The organism is Paradevosia shaoguanensis, from assembly GCF_016801025.1.
GTDB lineage: Bacteria > Pseudomonadota > Alphaproteobacteria > Rhizobiales > Devosiaceae > Paradevosia > Paradevosia shaoguanensis.
The window spans coordinates 2,190,971-2,214,646 of the sequence record NZ_CP068983.1 but is presented as its reverse complement, the minus strand read 5'-3'; the positions used below and the strand labels follow the sequence as shown (position 1 = coordinate 2,214,646).

Below are 23,676 nucleotides of genomic sequence, written 5' to 3'. Positions count from 1 at the left end.
GCCATGCAAACCCAGAACGAACCGCCCATCCTGCGTGTAGACGGCCTCACCAAACGTTTCCGCATGCACCACCTCGAAAGCACGCTCCACGCCTTCGAGAACATCAGCTTCGACCTGCGGGCCGGCGAATTCATCCTACTGCGCGGCCATAACGGCGCAGGCAAGTCGACGCTCCTGCGCACGCTCTGGCGCAGCTATCTGCCGGTTTCCGGCCGCATCCTCTACCGCTCGCGCTCCGGTGACATCGATCTCGCCCGTGCCGCCGATGTCGATATCGCCCTCCTCCGCCGCCAGGAGCTCGGCTTCGTCACGCAATTCCTCAACGCGCGCCCCCGCGTCGCCGCGGAAGAGATCGTGGCCGAACCGCTGCGCCTTGCCGGTCGCACGCAGGACGAGGCCATCGGCGAAGCCCGTCACTGGCTCGCCGAATTCGGCGTCCGCCCCGAACTCTGGCGCGCCTATCCGAGCACCTTTTCGGGCGGCGAACAGCAGAAGGTCAACCTCGCCCGCGCTTTGGTCCTGCCGCAACGCCTGCTATTGCTCGATGAACCCACGGCCTCGCTCGATGTCGGCGCGCGTCGCGCCTTAGTCCGCCGCCTGGCCGACCTCAAGGCCGCAGGCGTCGCCATGATCGGGGTCTTCCACCATCCCGGCGACGTCGCCGACCTCATCGACCGCGAGATCGACCTGACGACCCGCCCCGTATCCGAGACGCAAGAAAGCGAGCGAGAAGAACATGTGGCTGTCTGATTTCCGCCTGGTCCTGGCCGACCGTGTCATCGACCGCGGCGCCCTGCGCATCGAGGACGGCGTGATCGCCGAAATCCGTGAGGAGCCGGTGGCCGATGCCGATGTCGTCGGCCACGGCCTCATCCTCATGCCCGGCATGATCGACATGCACGGCGACATGATCGAACGTGAACTCGAGCCGCGCCCCAATGTCCCCATGCCCATGGAAATGGGCCTGCGCGACCTCGACCGAAAGCTCGCCGGGACCGGCGTCACCACCGCCTATGCCGCCGTCTCCTTCAGCCCCGGCTCGACCTATGGGCACCTGCGCTCCTACGACCATACCAGCGCCATGATCCGCGCCCTGCGCGCCCACCGCCAGCACCTGCTGGTCGATCACAAGGTCCATGCCCGCTTCGAAGTCACCTTCCCCGCCGCCCTCGCGGTAGTGCAGGAGCTCATTGCCGAAGGTTCGGTCGACCTCATTTCGCTGTGCGACCACACCCCCGGACAGGGCCAGTACCGCAACCTTGAAATCCACCTGGCCAACGTCGCCAAGGCCAAGGGCATCTCGCTCGATGAAGCCGCCGCCACCGTCCAGGCGCGCATCGAGGAAAAGAAGCGCACCGTCGGCGACCTCGCCGCCACGCTCAAGGCCATTTCCCAGCATTGCGCTCTCCACGGCGTGCCGCTGGCAAGTCACGACGACGATACGATTGCCAAGGTCGCCCTCATGCAGGAACTGGGTGCGCGGATCAGCGAATTCCCGGTCACCATCGAAGCTGCCCGTGAGGCGCGCACGCGCGGTCTCTACAACGCCATGGGCGCTCCCAACGCCCTGCGCGGCATGTCCTATTCCGGCAATCTCTCGGCGCGCGAAGCCCATGAGGAAGGCGTGCTCGATATCCTGGCAGCCGACTATCACCCCTCCGCCATGCTGCCGGCCGTTCTGGTCCTCGCCCGCGCCGACCGTGGCGGGCTCGCCGCCGCCGCCCGGCTCGTCACGCTCAATCCGGCCCGGGTTCTCGGGCTGGAGGATCGCGGCGAACTGCGCGAAGGCCTGCGCGCCGACCTCATCATCGCCGACGACGGCGATGTCGGCTACGTCCGTGCCACGTTCAGCCGCGGCCGCCTGATTTACTCGGATGGCGGGGTCGCCATCCCCGTCACGCGGGCGTCATTCGGATGAGTTAACACTGTCACAGACGTGTTCTAGTCTTCGTCTACTGCGAAAAGTAACTGCGGAGTCGGCATTGCCGGCCACCGCAATATTCAAGCACATGAGGCCGATAGATGCTCGAACTGCGCAACGTGACCAAAGCATTCAGGGAAACGCTGGCTGTAAACAACGTGTCCCTGACCTTTGAGCCCGGCCAGATGGTCGGTGTCATTGGTCGGTCCGGCGCAGGAAAGTCCACCCTCCTGCGCCTCATCAACCGTCTTATCCCCGCCAGCGAAGGCGAAATCGCCTTCGAGGGCACCAGCGTCGGTACACTCTCCGGGCGTGAGCTGCGCGCCTGGCGCGCCCGCTGCGCCATGATCTTCCAGCAGTTCAACCTGGTGAACCGTCTCGACGTGCTCACCAATGTGTTGATCGGCCGGATCGGCACCGCCCATACCCTGCCGGTCATGTTCAAGCATTTCCCGGCCGATGATCGCGCGACCGCAGCCCTTGCGCTCGACCGTCTCGATCTCCTGCCGCAGGCCCTGCAGCGCGCCGACACGCTGTCGGGCGGCCAGCAGCAGCGCGTCGCCATCGCCCGCGCCTTGGTGCAAAACCCCAGCCTGATCCTGGCCGACGAACCCATCGCCTCGCTCGACCCGCGCAATGCGCGCCTCGTGATGGACGCCCTGCGCCGCATCAACCAGCAGGATCGCATTACCGTCATCTGCAACCTGCACACGCTCGACGCCGCGCGCGCTTATTGTGACCGCATCGTCGGCATGGCCCATGGCCGCGTCGTCTTCGACGGCTCCCCCGAACAGCTCACCGCCCGTGTGATCCAGGAGATCTACGGCGATGAAACCGAAAACGCCGTGGACGAGTCCCTGACCTCGACCATCGGCGCGCACATGCTGGCCTCCAGCATGGGACAGCAAATGGCGGCGGCGCACTAAGCGCCGCTCTCCTTCACCCGTCAGATCGGAGCAAATCAATGTTCACTTTCGTGCGCCGCACCCTTGCGGCCGTACTGATGTCGGCTGCCGTCATCAATCCAGTCCTCGCTGCTGACTGGCGCGAGCAATATCCGGAAATCACCATCGGCGTGTCCTCCGGCGAGAACGAGAGCGACGCCATCGCCCGCAACCAGCCCTATGCCGACTATATGAGCGAGCAGCTCGGCGTGCCGGTGAAGCTGATCCGCGGCACCGACTACGCGGCCGTGATCGAAGCCATGCGCTCCGGCCACGTCCAGATCGCCTCGGTCGGCCCTGCCGCCTACGCGCTGGCCCGCAAGATCATGGGCGACGGCATTGCCCCGGTCGCCACTACGCTCGATGCCAACGGCGACCGCGGCTATTACTCGGTCATCGCCGTCCGCGCCGACAGCCCCTACCAGACCCTCGAGGACATCAAGGGCAAGTCCTTCGCCTTCGCCGATCCGAACTCGACCTCCGGCTACGCCGTCCCCTCCTACTATCTCTCGACCCAGCTCAACACCAATGCCGACGAGTATTTCAGCGACGTCGCCTTCTCGGGCGGCCATGAGCAGAGCGTGATGGCCCTCGTCAACGGCACCTACGAAGCCGTCGCCACCCATTGGCGCAACGAGACGGCCGGCAACATCCAGTCCATGGAAAAGAAGGGCCTGATCCCTAAGGGCTCGACCCGCATCATCTGGAAGTCCCCGGTCATCCCGAACACCCCGGTCATGATCCTGACCAGCCTGCCCCAGGAACTCCAGGATGAATTCAAGGCCGCGCTGATGGCCTTCCCGACCAAGGATCCGGCCCGCTTCGCCGAATATACCCGTGGCGACTCCAGCGGCTATGTCGAGGCCAAGCACGAAGACTATCTCGACGTGATCGCCATCACCGAGCACAACGCCCAGGATCGTCGCCGCAACGCGGCCAAATAACCAAATCTACCGGCCGGCGCGCAGAACCCTGTGCGCCGGCCTCGTTTTTGACGAGGACTGACATGAAATTGCTCGGACAAGCATCCGGCCCGTCTCCGGGTGGCGGCCAGAACGGGCGGCTCGCCGCGTTCGAACAGCGCTACCGCCAGGAGCAGGGCGTGCGCCTCTTCTGGACCGGCGCCTATGCGCTCCTGTTCCTGGTGGCGCTGACCATCTCGATCGTCGTCAGCGATTTCAACCTGCCTGGCCTCATCACGGGCCTGCCCAAGGCCTGGAACTACATAGCCGGCACCCTGCCCTCGCTATCCTTAAAGACGCTCTGGGCCGATCTTGCCGATTGGTACTGGGGCCTGCGCTTCTGGCTGCGGCTGCTGTTCGAAACCATTCTCATGGGCTTCATCGGCACCGTGCTCGGCGGCATCGTCGCCCTGGCGCTCTCCTTCCCCGCCGCACGCAACCTCGTCGAGAACACAGCCATCTACTTCGCTGCGCGCCGGGCGCTCGAATTCTTCCGCACCGTGCCCGAACTTGTCTTCGCGCTGATCTTCGTTTTCGCCTTCGGCCTCGGCCCCTTTGCCGGCGTCCTGGCTATCGCCGTCCATACCGCCGGCTCCCTCGGCAAGCTCTTTGCCGAGGTCAACGAGAATGTCGACGAGCGCCCCCTCGATGGTGTACGGGCCGCCGGGGGCAACTGGCCGATAGTAATGCGTCTCGCCGTCGTCCCGCAGGTTCTGCCCAATTACGCCAGCTACCTGCTCCTGCGCTTCGAGATCAATGTCCGCGGCGCCTCCGCCCTCGGCATCGTCGGGGCGGGCGGCATCGGCCAGGAACTCTACGTTGCCATCCGCCAGTTCGAATACACCGACATCAGCGCCATCATGCTGCTGCTCATCATCACCACCTCGATCATCGACGTCATCTGCGAGACCATCCGGCATCGCCTGATCGGCCACGATCTGACCCTGGGGAGCTAACCATGCCGGCAACAGCAACCGCTCACGTCGATATCGATCGCTACAAGCGCAGCAATCCCGAGCTCTTCAGCCGTCCTCTCACCCAGCGCCTGCGCGACTGGTCACTCTGGCTGGCTTTCGCCGCCGCCGTGCTCTTCACGCTCTGGTGGATCGATGCCAACCCCATGCGCATCGTCAACGGGCTCTCCAAGCTCGGCGTTCTCGTCCGCCTCATGGTGCCGCCCTGGCCGGGCGACGGGCTATGGGAATACTGCTACGCAATGTTCGAAACGCTGGCGATGGCCTTTCTCGGCACCATCATTGCCGCCGTCCTCGCCGTGCCCTTCGGCTTCCTCGGCGCCAAGAACATCGTTCCCAACTGGCTCTTCCACTTCGGACTGCGCCGCTTCTACGATGCCTTCCGCGGCATTGACGGCCTGGTCTGGGCGCTGATCTTCGTCTCGGCAGTGGGGTTGGGGCCCTTCGCCGGCGTCCTCGCCATCGCCGTCGGCGACGTCATGGTGTTGGGAAAGCTTTTCGCCGAAGCCATCGAGAACGTGGACAAGAAGCCCGTCGAGGGCGTGCAGGCGGCCGGCGGCTCAAGCCCGCACATCGTGCGCCTCGGCGTCTTCCCGCAGGTCTTTCCGGTGATGATGAGCCACGTGCTCTATTTCTTCGAATCCAACGTCCGCTCGGCCACGATCCTGGGCATCGTCGGCGCCGGCGGCATCGGCCTTCAGCTCTCCGACCGCATGCGCATCAACAACTGGCACGAGGCGGCGTTCATCATCCTGATGATCCTGGTCACCGTCGCCATCATCGACAATATCTGCCGCCGCATTCGCGCGCGCATCATCGAGGCCGGCCGCGCCTGAGGGCGCGGACTGCTAGTCACCCCGATGGTAGGGATGGCCTGAAAGAATGGTGGTGGTGCGGTAAAGCTGCTCGGCAAGCATGATCCGCACCATCTGGTGCGGCCAGGTGAGCGGGGAAAAGCTCAGGACGAGATCGGCGCGTTTGACGAAGTCGGGCTCCAGCCCATCGGCCCCGCCGATGACGAAGCTCACGGCGGCTTTCCCGTCGTCGCGCCAGCGCGCGATCGTATTGGCCAGCGCCTCCGAACCGATGCCCTTGCCGCGCTCGTCAAGCGCAACCACCACCGACCCTTGCGGGAAGGTGGCGGTCAGAGCCCTGGCTTCTTCGACCTTGCGGGATTGGGACGAGCCGGCCCGGGATTCGGTGAGTTCGGAAACGTCGAACCCGGTGAGCCCCAGGGGCTTGCCCCCGGCGACGGCGCGTTCGATATAACGCGCGACAAGCTCACGCTCGGGCCCGGATTTCATGCGCCCGACAGCGGCGATCTGGATTCGCATGACTTATGCCGTCACGCGAAAGCTTAATGCGCGTCGGCGGCGAATTCGGCCTGCCACATCTTCTCGATATTGTAGAATTCCCGGACTTCCGGGCGGAAGATGTGGACGATGACGTCGCCGGCATCCACCAGCACCCAATCGCAATGGGGCAGGCCCTCGATACGCGGCTTGCCGTAGCCAGCCTCGCGCAGGGCCTTTTCCACCTGGTCGGCAACAGCGCCGACATGTCGGTGCGAACGTCCGGACGTCACCACCATATGGTCGGTGAGCGAGGACTTTCCGGTGATGTCGATGGCAACGGTCTGCTCCGCCTTGGCATCGTCAAGGGTTTCAAGAATTACGTCGATCATGGGGCGTTCCGCGGCGGCGGCAGTCTGTTCGAAGGATGGTCTGGGGGAAGTGGTCATCAGCAAATGGCCTTTTCCCCTGCTTCACGAGCATGGGTCATGAATGGTCGATCATTCCTTGGTTTCGGGTTCGAAGGGGTTTGGGTGCAGTATGAATTGCGCTTTATCCCATTCAGTGACGTGCAGTCACTTTGACAATATGCGCTCTGCCTTTCGCATCTGCAAGGGTCGCGCCTTTATTTGGCAAGAATGCTCTCCTTGCGTTGCGCGCGGATGACGGACGAGGAAAGCCCCGACATGATGCCGTGAAGATAGACCCAGGCCGGCGGCTGGCGCGTGGCAAGAAGCGGCGCATCGCTCTCATCGAGCCGGTAGCGGGCAAAGGTCGCCGCCGCCCGCGACACGGGCGCCCTGCGCGATGAACCGGGGCGCACATAGACGGCGATGGGCAGCATGTTGGCGATCTCCCGCCAGCGATCCCAACGATGGAAACTCACCATGTTGTCCGCCCCCATGATCCAGACGAAATGCCGGTCCGGCAACGTCGTCGTCAGGAACTTGAGCGTGTCATAGGTATAGCGGAAGCCATGCGCCGCCTCGAAGCCGGTCACACGGATGCGTGGATGGGTAAGCTTTCTGCGCGCGTCCTCGACCCGGTCCTTGAGGGGCGCCAGTTCATCATGATTCTTGAGAGGGTTGCCCGGCGAGACCAGGAACCATACGGCATCGAGGTCGAGCCGCTGCAGGCATTGCTCGGCCACCAGCCGATGCCCCTCGTGGATCGGGTTGAAGCTGCCGCCGAAGAGGCCAATGCGCATGCCGCGCGCCGAGTGGGGCAGCTCGGTGATGCCGGGAATTTTCTGGACCGGGAACCTCAAGGACGGGTTTGCCCCGTGCCTTGCACCAGATATTTGAAGCTCGTCAACTGCTCGACGCCCACAGGCCCGCGCGCGTGCATCTTGCCCGTGGCGATGCCGATCTCCCCGCCGAACCCGAACTCGCCGCCATCGGCGAATTGCGTGGAAGCATTGTGGATGAGAATGGCGCTGTCGATGGTGTTGAAGAACTTCTCGACCGAGACCGGGTCCTCGCTGAGGATGGCCTCGGTGTGGTGGGACGAATAGGCGTTGATATGCGCGATGGCCGCATCGACGCTCTCGACCACCTTCACCGAAATGATCGCGTCCTCGTATTCGGTGCGCCAATCCTGCTCGGTCGCAGCGATGGCGGAGGGAACGAGGCGCATGACCGTTTCATCGCCACGGATCTCGCAGCCCTTGGCGATCAGCGCCGCTATGACGGGCTGCAAATGCGTGTCGACCACGTCCTTGTGGACCAGCAGCGTCTCGGTGGCCCCGCAAATGCCAGTCCGGCGCATCTTGGCGTTGACCACGACATCGACCGCCATGTCGAGGCCGGCCGACTTGTCGATGAAGGTATGCACCAGGCCCTCGAGATGCGCGAAGACCGGCACCCGCGCCTCGTCCTGCACCCGCGCCACCAGCGTCTTGCCGCCACGCGGCACGATGACGTCGATATTGCCGTTGAGCCCCTTGAGCATTTCGCCCACGGCATCGCGATTGGTGGTCGGCACATACTGGATGGCGTCTGCCGGTAGCCCGGCCGAAACCAGCCCCTCGACGAGGCAGGCATGGATGACCCGCGCCGAATGCACCGAATCCGAGCCGCCGCGCAGGATCACGGCATTGCCCGACTTGAGCGTCAGCGCGCCGGCATCCGCCGTCACGTTGGGGCGGCTTTCGAAGATGACGCCGATGACGCCCAGCGGCGTGCGCACGCGCTGGATGTGAAGGCCGTTGGGGCGATCCCATTCGGCGATGACGGTGCCCACCGGATCGGGCAGTTCGGCAATGGTGCGCAGGCCGTCGATGATGCCGTCGATACGCGCATCGGTCAGCAGCAGGCGATCGAGAAAGGCCTTGGTCATCCCACGCTCGAGGCCGGCCTGCATGTCGCGCTGGTTCTCGGCGAGGATTTCGGCGCGATGCGAATTGAGCGCCTGCGCCGCGCCGACAAGGGCTGCGTATTTGCGCTCGGCGCTGGCTGTGGCGAGCACGGCCGCGGCCTTGCGGGCGCGTACACCCATATCGGCCATCAGGGCCGCGACGTCTTCTTTCTCGTGAACGGTCATCGTGCTGCCGCCTCCGCTGCGGAGAGCAATACCATATTATCGCGATGCACCAACTCGGCGCGATGGCCCAGGCCCAGAAGCTCGATCACCGACTGGCTCTTCTTGCCCTTGACGAGATTGGCTTCCTCGCTGTCGAGCCCGACCAGACCGCGCGCCACTTCCCGGCCCTCGGGATCGAGGATCGACACGGCATCTCCGCGCAGGAACTCGCCCTTGACCTTCGTCACCCCGATCGGCAGCAGGCTCTTGCCCGTCTGCAGCGCCCGCACGGCGCCGGCATCGACATGGAGCGCGCCGGCGACTTCGAGCGTCCCCATGATCCAGCGTTTGCGCGCCTGGGCACGGGACTGCACCGGATGGAAGAGCGTATGCTTGCCGCCTTCGGTCAACGCCTTGAGCGGATGCTCCTCGGTGCCCTTGGCGATGATCATCGCCGTGCCGGCCTGCGTCGCGATCTTGCCGGCTTCGATCTTGGTGGTCATGCCGCCGCGCGAGAGGTGCGATGCCGCCCCGCCCGCCATGGCTTCGATGCTCGGCGTAATGGCCGACACCTCCGAAAGATGGATCGCCGAGGGGTCCTTGCTCGGCGGGGCCGTATAGAGCCCGTCGATATCCGAGAGCAGCACCAGACAATCGGCCTCGATCATCGTGGCCACGCGCGCCGAGAGGCGATCATTGTCGCCATAGCGGATTTCCGCCGTCGCCACGCTGTCGTTCTCGTTGATGATCGGCACCGCTCCGAGCGAAACCAGCGTTTCGATCGTGGTGCGGGCATTGAGGTAATAGCGCCGCTCTTCGGTGATGTTGGGCGTAATGAGGATCTGCCCCGTCACGATCCCATGCTCGCCCAGGGTCTCGGCCCAGGCCTGGCTGAGCGCGATCTGCCCGGCCGAGGCGGCCGCCTGGCTTTCTTCGAGCAGGAGCGAAACCGCGTCGAGCTTGAGGAGCCGCCGCCCCAGCGCAATGGCGCCGGAAGAGACGATGACCACGTCCCGGCCCTCGCCCTTGAGCGCGGCGATATCGGCGGCCAGCGCCCGCAGCCATTGCGTGCGCAGCTTGCCGGTCTTGCCGTCCACAAGCAGCGCCGAGCCGATCTTGACCGTCAGGCGCCGGAAAGGCGCCAAAGCATTTGAAGTCCCCCCACTCATCTGCTTTACGGCGCCCAGTTCGGTTGTATGGCCCTTCGCGCCTCTTCCTCGCGTTCGGCCTTGTTGCGGTCGATCACGTCTATGATGGCGTAGAGCACCGCGTCGAGCCCCTGATGGGTCGCGGCGGACACGCCGAAGACAGGGGCCTTGGAGATGCGCTTCAAGGTCTTGAGCTTTTCCTTGACCTCGTCCTCGGGCAAGGCGTCGATCTTGTTGAGCACGACCAGCTCGGGCTTTTCGGCCAGCAGCTCGTCATAGAGGAAGAGCTCGTTGCGGATGGCCTTGTAGGCGCCCTTGATGTCTTCCTGCGTGCCATCGATCAGATGGATCAGCACGTTGCAGCGCTCGATATGGCCGAGGAACCGGTCGCCGATGCCGATGCCTTCATGGGCGCCCTCGATGAGGCCGGGAATATCGGCCAGAACGAAATCGCGCTCCCCGATTTTGACCACGCCCAGATTGGGATGAAGCGTCGTGAAGGGGTAATCGGCGATCTTGGGCTTTGCCGCGGAGACGGCGGCCAGAAAGGTCGACTTGCCGGCATTGGGCTGGCCGACGAGGCCAGCATCGGCAATGAGCTTGAGGCGCAGCCAGATGGCCTTTTCGATACCCGGCTGGCCCGGATTGGCGTGACGCGGTGCCTGGTTGGACGACGTCTTGAAATGGGCATTGCCAAAGCCGCCATTGCCACCCGAAAGCAGCACCACGCGCTGGCCGACTTCGGTTAGGTCGGCAATGAGCGTCTCGCGGTCTTCCTCGAAGATCTGGGTGCCCACAGGCACGCGCAGCACCACGTCGGCGCCATTGGCCCCGGTGCGGTTCTTGCCCATGCCATGCGTGCCCGTGCTGGCGCGGAAATGCTGCTGGTAGCGGTAATCGATAAGCGTATTGAGGCCATCGACGCATTCGGCGACCACGTCGCCCCCGCGCCCGCCATTGCCGCCATTCGGCCCGCCGAACTCGACGAATTTTTCGCGCAGGAACGATACGGAGCCGCCACCGCCGTCGCCGGAGCGAATGTAGACTTTGGCCTGGTCGAGAAATTTCATCTTTTCTGTCCAATCCACGCTTCGCGCGTGAGTTCGGTGTCGATATGGCGCACCTCGGCGTTGCGCGCAAGGCAATGCATGGTGGAACGGCCGATCTCGGTAAATCCGAGCTTGGTCTGGACGTTCAGGGACGCCGTGTTGAAATCGAAGACGCCCGAGAGGACCCGGTCCTCGGCGGTAACGTCGAAATACCAGTCGAGCGCGGCCCGCGCCGCCTCGGTCATGTAGCCGCGCCCCCAGAAGGGCTGGCCCAGCCAATAGCCGATCACCGGCTCGCCCGCCGACCCCATATGGAAGCCGATCGAGCCCGCCACGCCTTCGCCCGGCACCTCGATGGTGAAATTGGTTTCCTGCGGCGGCAGGTCGGCATGCCGCGTGCGCAGCCAGGCCTTGGCATCGGCCATGAAATAGGGATAGGGCACCCGCGCCAGATTGCCCGCCACCCCGAAATTGTTGAGGTGGAAGGCGATGCGCTCGGCATCCTCCATACGCGGCAGACGCAGGATGAGACGGTCCGTGTTGAGAGCCAGACTCATCGCCCCCTCTCCTCGAAGGCTTTTCGCGTCAACTCGTGTGTAACCGCGGCGTAAACGTGGCCGCGCAGGGGATGCGTGCGCTCCTCAAGCCCCGTTTCGACGAAACCCAGCTTGCGCAGCACGTTGCGCGAACCGTGATTGTCGTCGCGCGTACTGGAGGTCACCACGTCCTCGGCACTGTCCTGACCATAGTGCCAGGCCAGCAGCGCCGCAGTGGCCTCGCTCATATAGCCACGGCCCCAATAGGGCTCGGCCAGCCAATAGCCGAGATAGGGCGTGAGGCTGACGACGCCGATCAATCCGCTTCCGGGCAGGTCGATCGCGAAGGGCGCGCGCCCCAGTTCGGGCTGCTCAGGCAGGCCGCCCAGCCATTGCTCGGCATCGGCCATGCCATAGGGGTGCGGCACGATGGCCAGCCAGCGCGTCACGTTGAAATTATCGAGGGCCGCCGCGATGGCCGCCGCATCGCCCGCTTCCGGCAGGCGCAGCCGCAGGCGCTCGGTTTCCAATACTAGGCTCATGCCGCCTCCTCGGCCGTCTCCAGCCGGAAGTGAATGACCGACTTGCCGCGGTTGTTCCCCACGGCGTCGACCGATGTATGGGTGCGCCCGAAGCCCGCCTTTTCGAGGACGCGCGCCGAAGCGTAATTATGCGCCAACACCTGGGCGCAGATCACCGGAAAATGTCCGGTGGCGCGGGCGGCGACGAGCATGGCCGCGACAACTTCGCTGGCATAGCCGCGCCCCCAGAAACTCTCGCCGAACCAATAACCGATCTCGGGCGGATAGCCGTCGGCGAACATGAAGCTCGCCACCCCGACCAGCGTGCCGCGCTTGCTGCACACGATATAGGCCCGCTCGCTCTCGCGCTGCGCCACGACCTCGATGAAGCCGATGGCGTCGGCCCGGCCATAGGGGTGGGGCATGCGCTTGAGCATGCGCGCCACCTTGTAATTGTTGGCCTGCTCGACCAGCGCCAGGGCGTCGCCCCGCATCGGGGGTCTGAGAGTCAGCCGTTCGGTCTCGAGCCGAGACGGCAACGCATTCTTGAGGTCGATCCCACTCATTTCAACCATCCAAAAGCAAAAGGGGAACCGGAAGACCGATTCCCCTTTCGGATTTGTCTGGCGCTTTGCCTAGTGCGCGCCTTGCCGGGGATCGATCTCCGGCAGGGTACGCAGCGTCCTCACCGGGTTATTCAGCAGCTTCTGCCGGTTGAACCGACACGAAGACTTTCGAATTGGCGCGGGTGCGGAAGGTGACGGTGCCGTCAACCAGGGCATAGATCGTGTGATCCTTGCCCAGGCCCACGCCGGTGCCCGGATGCCATTTGGTGCCGCGCTGGCGGACCAGGATGTTGCCGGCGATGACAGCTTCACCACCGAACTTCTTGACGCCGAGACGGCGACCAGCGGTATCGCGACCGTTGCGGGATGAACCGCCTGCTTTCTTATGTGCCATCTTAGTTCGTCCTTATTCCTTGTCGGCCTTCGGAGCGGCCTTCTTGGCCGGAGCCTTCTTGGCAGGGGCCTCGGTTTCAGTCTCGGCAGCAGCCTTCTTGGGCGCAGCCTTCTTGGCCGGAGCCTTGGCCTCGGCAGCCGGAGCTTCAGCCTTGGCGGCGGCCTTCTTGGCCGGCTTGGCTTCGCTCACGCTGTCGGTCGCGGCAGCGGCCTTGGCCGGCTTGGCAGCGATCGTCGGCTTGGCGCCGCCGGTGAGGATCTCGGTGATCCGCACGGTCGAGAGCAGCTGACGGTGGCCGTTGCGACGGCGATAGTTGTGGCGACGGTTCTTCTTGAAGACGATAACGGTCTTCGACTTGCGGGTCTCGACCAGCTCGGCAGCGACGAGCGCGCCTTCAACGACCGGAGTACCGACCGTCTCGCCAACCATGAGAACCTGATCGAAAGTCACGATCGTGCCCGGCTCGGCATCGAGCTTTTCGATCTTGAGAACGTCGTTTGCGGCAACCTTGTACTGCTTGCCGCCAGTTTTGATGACTGCGAAAGTCATTCGTCACATGCCGAAGCCTCTAGGGTCTCGGTCCCATTTGCGCGCTTTGCGGCGCCGCAGGCTTTTCGCCTTCCTGCGGACTTCGGCTGTTTCGCCAGGCTTACGCCCGGCCGGCGGCCTCAAGCAGCGGTTTCAAGTTCAAAAAGCGCGCAGGTCTCCCCGCACGCAATCGGAATGGGCTTATCAGGGCAAAAGCCCCGTGAGTCAAGCCTTGTCTGCCAAGCCGAGCCCCGTCCGGCTCATCCCTCCGCATACCAGTCGCGCATTCGCACCTCGATACCCGGCTCGCCTGCGAGTTCGGTGGCAAAGACCTCGTTCTCGGCGCCGCCCAGATAGTGGAAGGGGTAGACCACTTTGGGCCGGAACGCGCGCGCCGCATCGGCCGCCTGCTGCCCGGTCATGGTATAGGGCTGGTTCATCGGCAGGAACGCGATGTCGATATCCTCGAGCGCGCGCATCTCCGCCGTATCTTCGGTGTCACCCGACACATAAACGCCCTTACCCCCGAACCGCAGCACATAACCGTTGCCCACGCCCGGCGGGTGGTACTTGAGCCTTTCCGGCGAAATGTTCTCGGCCGGGATCGCCGTGATCTCGATTCCGCGGAAATCGACCGTCTCGCCGCGAGCGAGAATTTCCGCCTGCTCGGCCTGTGCGCCCTCAAGCTTTTCGATCACCACGCGCGAACCGATGATGCGCGTCTGCGGCATCAGCAGGGCCGCCAGCGTATCCGGGTTGAAATGGTCGCCATGCTCATGGGTGAGCAGGATCAGGTCCGGCCGCGGCAGGTCCTTGTAACGGTCGGGACTACCCACCGGATCGAGATAGACGGTGAGATCGCCGAACCCCAGCACCAGGCTGGCATGGTTGACGGGCGTGACCTTGATCTCGCCCGCCGCGGACTCGAAGACATCGGCCTGGGGCATTGCTTACTCCTGATACCAGTTGCGTAGACGAACTTCGGCGGCATCGCCCACCAGCCCGGGCAGGTCTTCGACCTTGGAGCCCTGGTAGTGATAGGGATAGACGATTGCCGGCTTGAACGCCTTGATCGCATCCGCCGCCTGCTGGATGTCCATCGTATAGGGCAGGTTCATCGGCAGGAATGCGACATCGATCGCCGTGAGCGCACGCATTTCTGGAATATCCTCCGTATCGCCCGCCACATAGATGCGCTTGTCCCCAATATTGAGGACATAGCCGTTGCCCACGCCCTTCGGGTGATATTGCAGCCGCGCCTCGGTGGTGTTGTAGGCCGCCACGACGTCGACCTTGACGCCCGCAAAATCCACCGTCTCACCATTGGCCGCTGCCTTCGCATTAGCTTTGAGCGCATCGGGCAACCGCTCGAGCACTTGCGCAGTCGTCAGTATAGGCACGCTCCCGGCAATCGCCGTCAGCGTCGGCGGGTCGAAATGGTCGCCATGCGCATGTGTAATGAGGATCGCCGTCGGCTTGGGCAGCCCTTCATAGCGCGCCGCGCCACCTACCGGATCGACATAGACCACCTGGTCGCCCCAGGCGAGCAGGAGGCTGGCATGGTTGACGGGATGGATGATGATATCCCCAGCCGAGGAAGCAATCGCATCGCCCTCGAGCGGCTTGCTGTCCTGAGCCCGGGCAAGCCCAAATGGCAGCAGGCTGAGTAAGGGCAGCGTCGCCAAACCGGCAACGACGTCTCTGCGCGCAGTCATGGTCGGTATCTCCCTTTTAGTGGACGCCCGGACCTTGCCCGGTCGATGACGGCCGATCAAGCAACTGCAAGCGCTTGTGATTTCACGGACGTCCCCTCGCCTCCTCAATGAGAAACGCCGCCTTGTGGTTCCGCTGCCATCGATCGAGGGACCACAACGCCGAACCGGCCCGAACGGCAACGAGCGGCCAATAGACCACCGCCTCGCCCATCACCCCATCCACGTCGACCATGATGATGCGCCGCTCATAGTCCGCGCCCTCATAGGCATCGAGCGCCGCCCACTCCCCGGCCACGAGATCGGTCAGCAGCAACCCTTCGGCCGCGCCCGCCGCATCGGACACCAGCGCCGGATAGCTTTTCCCCGGAAAACCAACCACCACCAAACCCGGCGCACGCGCCACCGTGAGCGCCGGCTCACGCCCGATCACCAGCGCGCGAATATCGCCATCCCTCAGCGTGCCATAGACGAAAAGCGGGAGTTGTGGAGGCATAACCATTTTGCATCGGATTGGGTGTTGCAGCCGGGCCTCCGCTATGCCATAAGCCCGATCCGTCGACCACCCGTGCTGCCAGCGCGGGAACAAGCGTCTCTGCGGAGAGATGGCAGAGTGGTTGAATGCACCGCACTCGAAATGCGGCATAGGGGCAACTCTATCGGGGGTTCGAATCCCTCTCTCTCCGCCACTTCATAAGACATTGATTGCTGGAGCAGCGTGCGAATCAGAAAACGGCGCTCTATCCCTGCGATGCAGGGCTGCTCCTTACACTTCGACCGCTGATGTCATTTCCACTGTTTCGGATGCCGGAAAGCAGAACGTTGCCGGGTGGGCTATTCCTTTCGGCAAAGGCCAGAAACATCAACACCTTCTTCACTAGCCGTCAGGTGGCGCTAAATCGCCGCGGCCACGCCGGTACGGCGATAGTCGGCGCTTGCCGCCAAGCTGTCGCCTTCACGCCAACACATCTGAAACGACCCCTGATTCCAATCCCATCCAGGCATCGGCGCCAGTGTTAGGCCGAGCTTGGTAAGATCAAGGATCGTTTTGGGCGTCAGCCGGCTCTCGATCGCCAACGTGTAGTCGTCTTCCAGCGGCAGCATGCGGGGGGCGTCGGAGGCCCTGTCCGGCGACATGCCGAATTCGAGAATGTTGAGAAGCATCTGAGCGACGGTCGCATAGACGTTGCCGGGGGTTCCTAGGCTCAGCCATGGCGTGCCGCCCTTTAGCACTAGCGTATTGCCCAGGATGTTGCGCATCCGGGCGCCGGGCACTCTCCAGTTCGCAAAGTGGGCACTCATGGACGTCTGCTCGTGCGAGCCCATCATGAAGACTCCGTCCACCGCTATGCCGGGTATGCCGCCAGACTGAATCGTGTTCATCATCTGAACCCAATTGCCCTGCGCGTCGACGATCGAGATTTCGCAGGAGCCGACGGGCGACTTGCTGCGCGCACTGTTCCAGCCCGTCGCCGCGAAAGCCGAGGCACCACGCGTCAGCCGCACGTGTTCGGTGAGATCGACCCGCGGTCGTCCCGCGGCAATCAGCCGGGCCAGCGACCGGTGATAGTCTGGATCCATCATCACATCGGCCGCCTCACCGAAGAACTTCGGATCGTGGAGGAATCCGGCGGCCTGATCACCCAGCCTCAGGGCGTGTGTCATCGAATAGATGTGGTCCGCCCCGAACGGCTCCATTTCCGCCACCCCGAGTGCCTGCATCACGCCCAGAACGAGAGCGCAATAGGCGCCCTGCCGTTCGGGCGGAGAGAGCGCAAGAATCTCGTGGTCGCGATAGCTGAAGCGCAGGGGCTCTTGCCAGCGCGGGGGATTGGCGGTGAGGTGATCCGGACGAATAGGCCATCCAAGTGAATTGCCCGCCGCAACGAATGCGTGCGCCCAACCGCCGGTGGTGAAATAGCCGGGCCCCTCGTCCGCCAATCGCTGGAGTGTCCTTGCCAGCTTCGGGTTACGAACGACCTTACCGACCGGGGTCAGGAAGCCGCTAGGCATGAAGACTTCGCGGCCGGATTCGAAGTAGCTGACGAAGGGCGCCGCGAAAACGTTGACGCCATACTCGAATGAAGAAACGGGATGGCCCTTGTCGGCCCACTCCACCGCGGGCGCGCAAAGCTCTGCCCACGACTTGCTGCCGAAGCGCGCGTGGAGCGCGCCGAGCCCGGGCATGAAGCCCGGTATCGCCGCCTGCGGACCGGGAGCGCCTTCTCGGGCCCATCCGCCCACGCCATTGATCGGGCGGAACGGCGATAGATCGGGCGGTAGCGTGCCGAGGGCATTGAGCTGATAAGCCTTGCCGGTATTGGCATCCCAATAGAGACAGGAGACCATGCCGGCATGGCTGGTCAGATGCGGTTCGACCGCCGCCTGCACCAGGGCACCCGCGATCGCCGCATCCGCGGCATTGCCGCCATCCGCGAGCACACGCGTGACCGTCTCGGTCACGATCGGATTGCCTGTGCTTGCCACGGCCTTGCCGCGCGCGACCGGTTTGGGGCCCTGATCGACGATGTAACGCGAAAGGCCCTCCACCGCCCTATTCCTTCGGCTCGAGCGCGTCGCGTAGTCCATCCCCGAGGAAGTTCACGGAGAGGACAGTGAAAAGGATGCAGAGCCCGGGAGGAATGGCGAGCCAAGGGGCGACGGACAGCCACGAACTGGCGCTGTTGAGGAGATTACCCCAGGTCGGCACAGGCGGCTGGATGCCGAAGCCGAGGAAGGAAAGCGCCGATTCCAGCATGATGGCGCTGCCCACGGCGAGGGTCGCGGCCACGGTTATCGGACCGATGGCGTTGGGCAGGATGTGGCGGAACATAAGACGCGCGCCCCCTGCTCCCAGTGCCCGGGCCGCCTCGACGAATTCGCGCTCGCGCAAGGCGAGGAACTGCGAGCGGACCAGCCGCGCCGTCCCCATCCAGATGAGGATGCCGACGATAGCAACCAGCAATGGCGGGCTCGGCCGGAAGAGGCCCGATAGCAGCAATACCAGCGGCAAGGTGGGGATGCAGAGGATCACGTCGGTAAAGCGCATCAGGATGGTGTCGGTCCACCCACGGTAGAAGCCCGCCATGGCTCCAACCAGTGTGCCGACGACGGTCGAAACGATGGCTCCGGCGAGGCCCACCGCGAGAGAGATCCGCCCGCCGTGGATCAGGCGAGTGAGCGCATCGCGTCCCAACTCGTCGGTTCCAAGCCAGTGTGCAGACGATATCGGCCCGGGCGAACCGATGAGCATGAAATCCTGCGCATCAAAAGCATAGGGCGACACGATGGGACCGATCAACACGATCAGGCCCATGACCAAGAGGAACAGGAGCCCGGCAACGGCGGCCTTATGCTTGAGAAAACGCCGTAAGGCACGGCGGCCATAGCTTTGGGGAGGAACGACAGTTGCGGGGGACAGGGAAAGGTCAGCCATAGCGGATCCGCGGGTCCAACGCCGCGTAAGCGAGGTCGGCTACAATGTTGGCGAGGATGATGCCGACCGAACCCATCATCATGAGCCCCATCAGCATGGGGTAGTCGCGTCCGTCCATGCTCTCCATAAAGAGGCGACCGATACCCGGCCAGGCAAAGACGGTTTCGGTGATGACAGCGCCAGAAATAACTGTGCCGAAATCGACGGCAATGACAGTCACGGCAGGGATCATGGCATTGCGCAGAGCATGGAAAAGCAGCACGCCGGGCTCCCCCCTCCCCTTGGCATAGGCCGTGCGAACATAGTCCTGGTTGAGGACATCAACCATGCCGGATCGGATGAAGCGGCTCCACGAGGCGATAGTCGCTAGCGAGAGCACGGCGGCGGGCATCACGATGTGCGAAAGCCTGTCGAGGAAGGAGCCGTCTCCGATCGACTGGTAGCCCGCCGAAGGCAGCCATCCCAGTTGCACCGAGAACAGCAGTTGGAGCAGCAGCGCCAACCAGAAGACTGGCACCGATATGCCCGTGAACGAGGCCAGCGTGAGGCCGTTGTCGAGCGCCGAGCCCCGGCGCGAAGCGCTCAGGACACCAAGCGGAATTGCGACACAGAGGGAGACCAGCAACGCGAGGCCACCGAGTTGCAGGGTCGGGCCAAGTCGCAGCGCTATCTCGGTCAGAACCGGCCGGCCGGTGCGAATCGAATAGCCCCAATCACCGACGACCATGGCCTTGAGCCACAGGAAGTATTGCACAGGAACGGGTTGGTCGAGGCCGTACGCCCGGGCGATCTGATCGAGCGCTTCCTGGCTGACGGCCGGATTGTCCGTATACATATCCAGAGGCCCACCCGGGGCAAGGTGGATGATGGTGAAAAGGATCAGGGAGATACCCAGGAGCAGCGGTATCGCTCCCCCGAGCCGCCGAAGGATAAAACCGAAGCTCATGATACCTCCCGATCCAGTACCGATACTGCTTCCGGCACAATGCGCCGGAAGCAGGAGATCAGGGATTCCAGCACTATTCGAGATACCACGGGCTGGAGTTGATGAAGTTGGTCATGTTCGTCGGGTTCGGAACGAAGTTCTTCAGCTTCTTGGTCTTGGCGATCAAGGCCACATTCGTCGTCAGGGAAATCGTGGGAAGGTCCTCGGCGAGAATCTTCTGGAACTCGGCCGCAGCTTCCTTACGCGCGGCGGGATCGAGCGTGTTCTCGAACTTGCCGAAAGCCGCATCCAGGGCAGGGTTGGAATAGGACTGCCCGTTATTGGCGCCACCGGTCCCCCAGAACACCGAATAGACCGGATCGGCAGAGGTGATCCAGCGACCATAGATGAGGTCGTAGCCGCCCTTGTAGCGGGCTTCGCGGTAGGCAACGCCAGTCTTGTTGTCAGCGGTGGCCTCGATGCCGATGGCCTTGAGCTGAGCGATGATGACCTGCTGTGCGAGTTCGTCATCGGCACGGCCAGCCTGCACCATGAAGGTATAGGACAGCCGCTCGCCATCCTTTTCACGGATGCCGTCGCCGCCAGGCTTGTAACCGGCATCATCGAGCAGTTTCTTGGCTGCTTCGACGTCATAGGGCGTTTCGGGCGTGTCGGCGGCGTAGAAGTCGAATACCGGCACGACCGGCGACTTGATGGCTTCCGGGAAGCCGCCCTGCGCCTTGATGAGGATGGAACGATCGATCGCGGAGGCGATGGCCTTGCGGACATTGATGTCGGCGAGCGAGGGACGCTTGAAGTTGAAGTCCAGGTGCTGCCAGGACAGCAGCGGCCCCTTGATCATCTCGATGCCGTCGATCCCTTCGACCTGAGCGGCCTGGTTGTAGGGAGTCTGCACGACCAGTTGCACTTCACCCGATTTGAGCTGGGTAATCAGGGTATTGGTGTCGGGAATCATCTTGAAGATGATGCCGTCGAGATACGGCAGTTGATCGCCGTTGTCGGCCTTGCGCCAGTAGTCGTCGAAGCGCTCGGTCACCACGTACTGGCCGCGAACGAACTCGGTAACCTTGAAAGGGCCGGTGCCGACCGGGGTCTCGTTGTAGGGCGAGGTGTTGAGGTCGGTGCCCTCTAGCAGGTGCTTGGGCAGGATGCCGAAAGTAAAGAGCGTGGAGGCGAAGGTCGGCAGGATCGTGTTGTAGTTGACCACAACCGTCAGGTCGTCCGGCGTGTCGATGCTCTCGACTTCGGACGAGCCATCCTTGGACTCGGCGATGAAGGCCGGATCCTTGACCGCTTCCCAGGTGTACTTCACGTCGGCGGACGTGAAGGGAGCGCCGTCATGCCACTTGACGCCAGGGCGAAGCTTATAGGTGATCTTCATGGTCTTGCCGCCTTCGGAGACGACGATGCCGCCGTTCTCGAGGGTAGGCACTTCGGTAGCGAGGACCGGCACGTACTTGGCGTGCGGATCGGGCGCCAGCAGCCCTTCGACCACTGCGGCCTGGGCGTCGCCCAGGAAGCCGGTGGAATAGACGTTCATCGTGTCGATTTCATAAGTAAGACCGACAGTCAGCTTTCCGCCCTTCTGCTGCGCGAAGGCCGGGAAAGCCCCCATCACCGCGAAGGCAGCCGATCCGGCAAGCATTCCCTGCAGCACGCTGCGACGAGTTGGTTTGAAAGTCATGTGTTTCCTACCTTTTGCCCTTTGTTGTTTCCTCAGCCGGGTTGTCCCCGGTCTGTAGTTTAGTAGCCGGCGGTTCGATCCACGAGGTGGGGGATCGCCTCACCACGCTCGAACCGACGGATATTCTCGGCCATTTCATTCACCGCCACATGGGCGTGCGTCGGAGCCGCCACGTGTGGAGAAACGCGAATCTTCGGGTGCCGCCAGAACGGATCTTCTGCGGGCAGCGGCTCGACGCGGAAGACGTCGAGCGCAGCACCGCTCAGCTGGCCTGCGTCGAGCGCGGCAAGCAGGTCGGCATCCACAACGTGCGCCCCTCGCGCCCCGTTGATGAAGAACGCACCCTGGTTGAGCGCCGCGAACACCGAGGCATCGATGATATTGGCGGTCTCGGCGGTTAGCGGCAGCAGGTTGACGAGGATGTCGCTGCCGGAGACGGCCTCGATAAGCTGATCCTTGCCGGCGAAAGTCGCGGCGCCGGGAATGTCGTGGCGGGTGCGTGACCAGACCCGGGTATCAAAGCCGAAGCGGACGAAATGCCCGGCAACCGGACGCCCTAGCGCGCCCGCGCCCAGGACCACCACCCGCCGCTCGTTCGCGAGCTTTTCGGAGCTCGGCAACCATTCGGCACGCTTCTGGACCTCGGCATAGTCGAAGAGATTGCGATGCCAGGCCAGGGCCTGTGCCAGCACCCATTCTGCCATGCCCAGCGCCAGGCCCTCGTCGACGAGCCGCACGATCGGCAGCCCTTCGGGAACCTCGCCGCTGGCCAGCAGGTGCTCGACGCCGGCATTGAGGCTCAGGACGAGTTCGATGCCGGGAACGGCGGCGATCACTCCCGGCGCCGGCCTTCCGACCACGATGTACTGCACCGCCGGATCGTCCGGCCCGGGTTGGGCGGTGAGGACTTCGTAGCCAGGGAGTTCCCGACGGAAAAGCTCCGCCAAGTGCTCAGGGTTGCCGCGCGAGGAGATGAATATTCGTTTCATCCCACATTTCCCAAGTAAGGCGCTGATTTCGCTGTCCTGACCATTATATTTCCTATATAAAACATGGTGTTGAAGGCTGCGAGGGGCGCGTTTCATGGATCACCCAGAGGGTGCGGGCTTGCAACGGGCAGATCGGGTGGATTTCGACCCTCGCGTGCGGCTGGAATTTCGCGGCACGCAGCTCAGTTCCGACGGCGGCCTTCTGGTGATGCGCGAGCTTGATGACGCGCTCGGGTTGTCCGATTTGGCGTCAGCGGCGCTGCGCGATACTCGCTCTGGCAAGAACACGGTCCATCGGCTCGACGGCCTGTTCCGGCAATCAGTCTTTGGGCGGCTGGCCGGATACGAGGATGTCAACGACGCCAACCGTCTCGCCTGCGATCCGGTCATGCGCCAAGTTGTCGGCGGCAGAGCGGTCGATGCACAAGCGGCCTCGGCATCGCAGATGGGACGGTTCGAGACCGAGACGCTGGCTCTGGCCGGGAACCGTGCCGCGCTGGCCGACCTGAACGGGCAATGGATCGACCGGTTCCATGACCGTAACGGGCTGAAGTACATCGTTCTGGACATGGACGGCTCCGGTCAGCCCGACCCATGGCGACCAGGAAGGGTCCGCCTGGAATGGCCATTTCGACTGTAGCTGCTATCACCCCAACTTTCTGTTCAACCAGTTCGGGATGCTGGAACGCTGCGCCCTGCGCCATGGCAACGTCCACAGCGCCGATGGCTGGCGTGATGTTCTCGACCCCGTCATTGCGCGCTACGCGGAGCGCGACCTTGGTGGCAGGTTCTTCCGGGCCGATGCTGCCTACGCGATCCCGGCGATCTATGAGCGATTGGAAGAAGCGCGGTTCTTCTACGCCATCCGGCTGCCCGCAAACGCGGTCCTCAAGGACAAGATCGCGCATCGGCTAACGCGCCCTGTCGGGCGGCCGTCACTGACCAAGGTCAAGCGGTTCTTCGAGGAATTCGAGTATCAGGCGGCGTCCTGGGACAAGGAACGCCGGGTGATCGCCAAGATCGAATGGCATCCGGGCGAACTGTTCCCGCGTTTCGGCTTCATCGTCACCAACCTGCCGATGGAGCCGGACTGGGTGGTGCGGTTCTACAACCAGCGCGGCACCGCCGAGCAGCACATCAAAGAGGGCAAATACGCCTTTCGCTGGACGCGGCTGTCGTGCCGGAAGTTCCGCGACAATGAGGTGCGGCTGCAACTGCACGCCCTGGCGTACAACCTGGCCACCTTCTTGCGCTGCATCGAGCGCCCGAGGCCATGGCCGACTGGTCGTTGACCAGCCTGCAACTGAAGCTGATCAAGATCGGGGCACGTGTGGTCCGTCACGCCCGCACCATCACCTTCCAGCTGGCCGAGGTCGCTGTCACCGGCACGATGGTACGCGCCATCCTCGCCGCTATCCGCCGATTGCGAGCGCCACCGCTATGCGCATGATCGCGATCCACGCTCAAACTGAACGAAAGCGGCTGGACAGATCTGTCCGCTGCGCTGAAAAACGCCGCCCCTGGGCAAGGAAACAGCGGCTTCGCGGTCTGATC

Annotated in this window: 25 protein-coding genes, 1 tRNA gene and 1 pseudogene; 8 read left to right on the top strand and 19 right to left on the bottom strand. The window is 63.7% G+C overall.

Translation table 11 applies throughout. The features are described 5' to 3' along the window. The first annotated feature begins 3 nt into the window (after window positions 1-3). From JNE37_RS10500 to phnE (JNE37_RS10475), 6 genes are all read left to right on the top strand, one after another. On the top strand, window positions 4-750 hold the full coding sequence (locus JNE37_RS10500) for a phosphonate C-P lyase system protein PhnL (protein WP_203066200.1): 747 nt from the start codon (window positions 4-6) through the stop codon (window positions 748-750). Then, on the top strand, window positions 737-1,918 hold the full coding sequence (locus JNE37_RS10495; RefSeq protein ID WP_203066199.1) for an alpha-D-ribose 1-methylphosphonate 5-triphosphate diphosphatase: 1,182 nt from the start codon (window positions 737-739) through the stop codon (window positions 1,916-1,918). Before JNE37_RS10500 ends, JNE37_RS10495 begins: the two co-directional genes overlap by 14 nt. A gap of 104 nt (window positions 1,919-2,022) precedes the next feature. Further along, window positions 2,023-2,847: a phosphonate ABC transporter ATP-binding protein gene (gene phnC, locus JNE37_RS10490; protein WP_035038159.1), complete on the top strand. Its 825-nt coding sequence runs from the start codon at window positions 2,023-2,025 to the stop codon at window positions 2,845-2,847. A gap of 38 nt (window positions 2,848-2,885) precedes the next feature. Beyond that, complete coding sequence (gene phnD / locus JNE37_RS10485) at window positions 2,886-3,809, top strand: phosphonate ABC transporter substrate-binding protein (protein ID WP_203066198.1); 924 nt, start codon at window positions 2,886-2,888, stop codon at window positions 3,807-3,809. 62 nt (window positions 3,810-3,871) lie between these two features. Beyond that, window positions 3,872-4,783, top strand: coding sequence for a phosphonate ABC transporter, permease protein PhnE (gene phnE, locus JNE37_RS10480; protein ID WP_203066197.1), 912 nt, complete (start codon window positions 3,872-3,874; stop codon window positions 4,781-4,783). Window positions 4,784-4,785: 2 nt separating this feature from the next. Next, window positions 4,786-5,637: a phosphonate ABC transporter, permease protein PhnE gene (gene phnE / locus JNE37_RS10475; protein WP_182399197.1), complete on the top strand. Its 852-nt coding sequence runs from the start codon at window positions 4,786-4,788 to the stop codon at window positions 5,635-5,637. A 12-nt stretch (window positions 5,638-5,649) separates the two neighbouring features. Here the strand turns inward: phnE (JNE37_RS10475) and rlmH are convergent, their stop codons facing one another. The 14 genes from rlmH to JNE37_RS10405 form a co-directional block, all read right to left on the bottom strand. Continuing rightward, window positions 5,650-6,135, bottom strand: coding sequence for a 23S rRNA (pseudouridine(1915)-N(3))-methyltransferase RlmH (gene rlmH, locus JNE37_RS10470; RefSeq protein ID WP_203066196.1), 486 nt, complete (start codon window positions 6,133-6,135; stop codon window positions 5,650-5,652). Window positions 6,136-6,158: 23 nt separating this feature from the next. Next, complete coding sequence (gene rsfS / locus JNE37_RS10465) at window positions 6,159-6,485, bottom strand: ribosome silencing factor (RefSeq protein WP_152571986.1); 327 nt, start codon at window positions 6,483-6,485, stop codon at window positions 6,159-6,161. Between the two features lie 233 nt (window positions 6,486-6,718). Next, window positions 6,719-7,360, bottom strand: coding sequence for a nicotinate-nucleotide adenylyltransferase (locus JNE37_RS10460; protein WP_035038167.1), 642 nt, complete (start codon window positions 7,358-7,360; stop codon window positions 6,719-6,721). Continuing rightward, on the bottom strand, window positions 7,357-8,634 hold the full coding sequence (locus tag JNE37_RS10455) for a glutamate-5-semialdehyde dehydrogenase (RefSeq protein ID WP_203066195.1): 1,278 nt from the start codon (window positions 8,632-8,634) through the stop codon (window positions 7,357-7,359). Before JNE37_RS10455 ends, JNE37_RS10460 begins: the two co-directional genes overlap by 4 nt. After that, on the bottom strand, window positions 8,631-9,782 hold the full coding sequence (proB, locus tag JNE37_RS10450) for a glutamate 5-kinase (RefSeq protein ID WP_203066194.1): 1,152 nt from the start codon (window positions 9,780-9,782) through the stop codon (window positions 8,631-8,633). The genes JNE37_RS10455 and proB overlap by 4 nt, the downstream gene beginning before the upstream one ends. A 5-nt stretch (window positions 9,783-9,787) precedes the next feature. Then, a complete protein-coding gene (obgE, locus tag JNE37_RS10445; protein WP_203066193.1) occupies window positions 9,788-10,831 on the bottom strand; it encodes a GTPase ObgE in 1,044 nt (347 codons plus the stop codon). Further along, the gene (locus JNE37_RS10440) at window positions 10,828-11,367 is read right to left on the bottom strand and encodes a GNAT family N-acetyltransferase (protein WP_203066192.1); all 540 of its coding nucleotides are present in this window, start codon (window positions 11,365-11,367) and stop codon (window positions 10,828-10,830) included. The genes obgE and JNE37_RS10440 overlap by 4 nt, the downstream gene beginning before the upstream one ends. Beyond that, window positions 11,364-11,888: a GNAT family N-acetyltransferase gene (locus tag JNE37_RS10435; RefSeq protein WP_203066191.1), complete on the bottom strand. Its 525-nt coding sequence runs from the start codon at window positions 11,886-11,888 to the stop codon at window positions 11,364-11,366. Before JNE37_RS10435 ends, JNE37_RS10440 begins: the two co-directional genes overlap by 4 nt. After that, window positions 11,885-12,433 (bottom strand): GNAT family N-acetyltransferase, encoded by a 549-nt coding sequence (locus tag JNE37_RS10430; protein ID WP_182399191.1) that lies wholly within the window; start codon window positions 12,431-12,433, stop codon window positions 11,885-11,887. Before JNE37_RS10430 ends, JNE37_RS10435 begins: the two co-directional genes overlap by 4 nt. 127 nt (window positions 12,434-12,560) lie before the next feature. Beyond that, window positions 12,561-12,827, bottom strand: coding sequence for a 50S ribosomal protein L27 (gene rpmA, locus JNE37_RS10425; RefSeq protein WP_035038179.1), 267 nt, complete (start codon window positions 12,825-12,827; stop codon window positions 12,561-12,563). A 12-nt stretch (window positions 12,828-12,839) separates the two neighbouring features. Next, a complete protein-coding gene (gene rplU / locus JNE37_RS10420) occupies window positions 12,840-13,376 on the bottom strand; it encodes a 50S ribosomal protein L21 (RefSeq protein ID WP_035038183.1) in 537 nt (178 codons plus the stop codon). Between the two features lie 239 nt (window positions 13,377-13,615). Further along, window positions 13,616-14,302, bottom strand: coding sequence for an MBL fold metallo-hydrolase (locus tag JNE37_RS10415; protein WP_203066190.1), 687 nt, complete (start codon window positions 14,300-14,302; stop codon window positions 13,616-13,618). Between the two features lie 3 nt (window positions 14,303-14,305). Then, window positions 14,306-15,070, bottom strand: coding sequence for an MBL fold metallo-hydrolase (locus JNE37_RS10410; protein ID WP_203066189.1), 765 nt, complete (start codon window positions 15,068-15,070; stop codon window positions 14,306-14,308). A gap of 82 nt (window positions 15,071-15,152) precedes the next feature. After that, a complete protein-coding gene (locus tag JNE37_RS10405; RefSeq protein WP_203066188.1) occupies window positions 15,153-15,563 on the bottom strand; it encodes a gamma-glutamylcyclotransferase family protein in 411 nt (136 codons plus the stop codon). 103 nt (window positions 15,564-15,666) lie between these two features. Between JNE37_RS10405 and JNE37_RS10400 the strand changes: the two genes are divergently transcribed. Continuing rightward, a tRNA-Ser gene (locus JNE37_RS10400) sits at window positions 15,667-15,756 on the top strand. A gap of 205 nt (window positions 15,757-15,961) precedes the next feature. Here JNE37_RS10400 and JNE37_RS10395 read toward each other — a convergent pair. The 5 genes from JNE37_RS10395 to JNE37_RS10375 form a co-directional block, all read right to left on the bottom strand. Continuing rightward, window positions 15,962-17,617, bottom strand: coding sequence for a gamma-glutamyltransferase (locus JNE37_RS10395; protein WP_203066187.1), 1,656 nt, complete (start codon window positions 17,615-17,617; stop codon window positions 15,962-15,964). A gap of 4 nt (window positions 17,618-17,621) precedes the next feature. Continuing rightward, on the bottom strand, window positions 17,622-18,503 hold the full coding sequence (locus tag JNE37_RS10390; RefSeq protein WP_182399186.1) for an ABC transporter permease: 882 nt from the start codon (window positions 18,501-18,503) through the stop codon (window positions 17,622-17,624). Beyond that, window positions 18,496-19,449, bottom strand: coding sequence for an ABC transporter permease (locus JNE37_RS10385; RefSeq protein ID WP_203066186.1), 954 nt, complete (start codon window positions 19,447-19,449; stop codon window positions 18,496-18,498). The genes JNE37_RS10390 and JNE37_RS10385 overlap by 8 nt, the downstream gene beginning before the upstream one ends. A 73-nt stretch (window positions 19,450-19,522) precedes the next feature. Next, entirely contained in the window at window positions 19,523-21,133 is a 1,611-nt protein-coding gene (locus tag JNE37_RS10380; protein WP_203066185.1) for an ABC transporter substrate-binding protein, read from the bottom strand. Between the two features lie 59 nt (window positions 21,134-21,192). Further along, entirely contained in the window at window positions 21,193-22,122 is a 930-nt protein-coding gene (locus JNE37_RS10375) for a 2-hydroxyacid dehydrogenase (RefSeq protein WP_203066184.1), read from the bottom strand. Between the two features lie 94 nt (window positions 22,123-22,216). Between JNE37_RS10375 and JNE37_RS10370 the strand changes: the two are divergent. After that, a pseudogene (locus tag JNE37_RS10370) lies at window positions 22,217-23,572 on the top strand (IS1380-like element IS1247 family transposase). The last annotated feature ends 104 nt before the right edge of the window (window positions 23,573-23,676 follow it).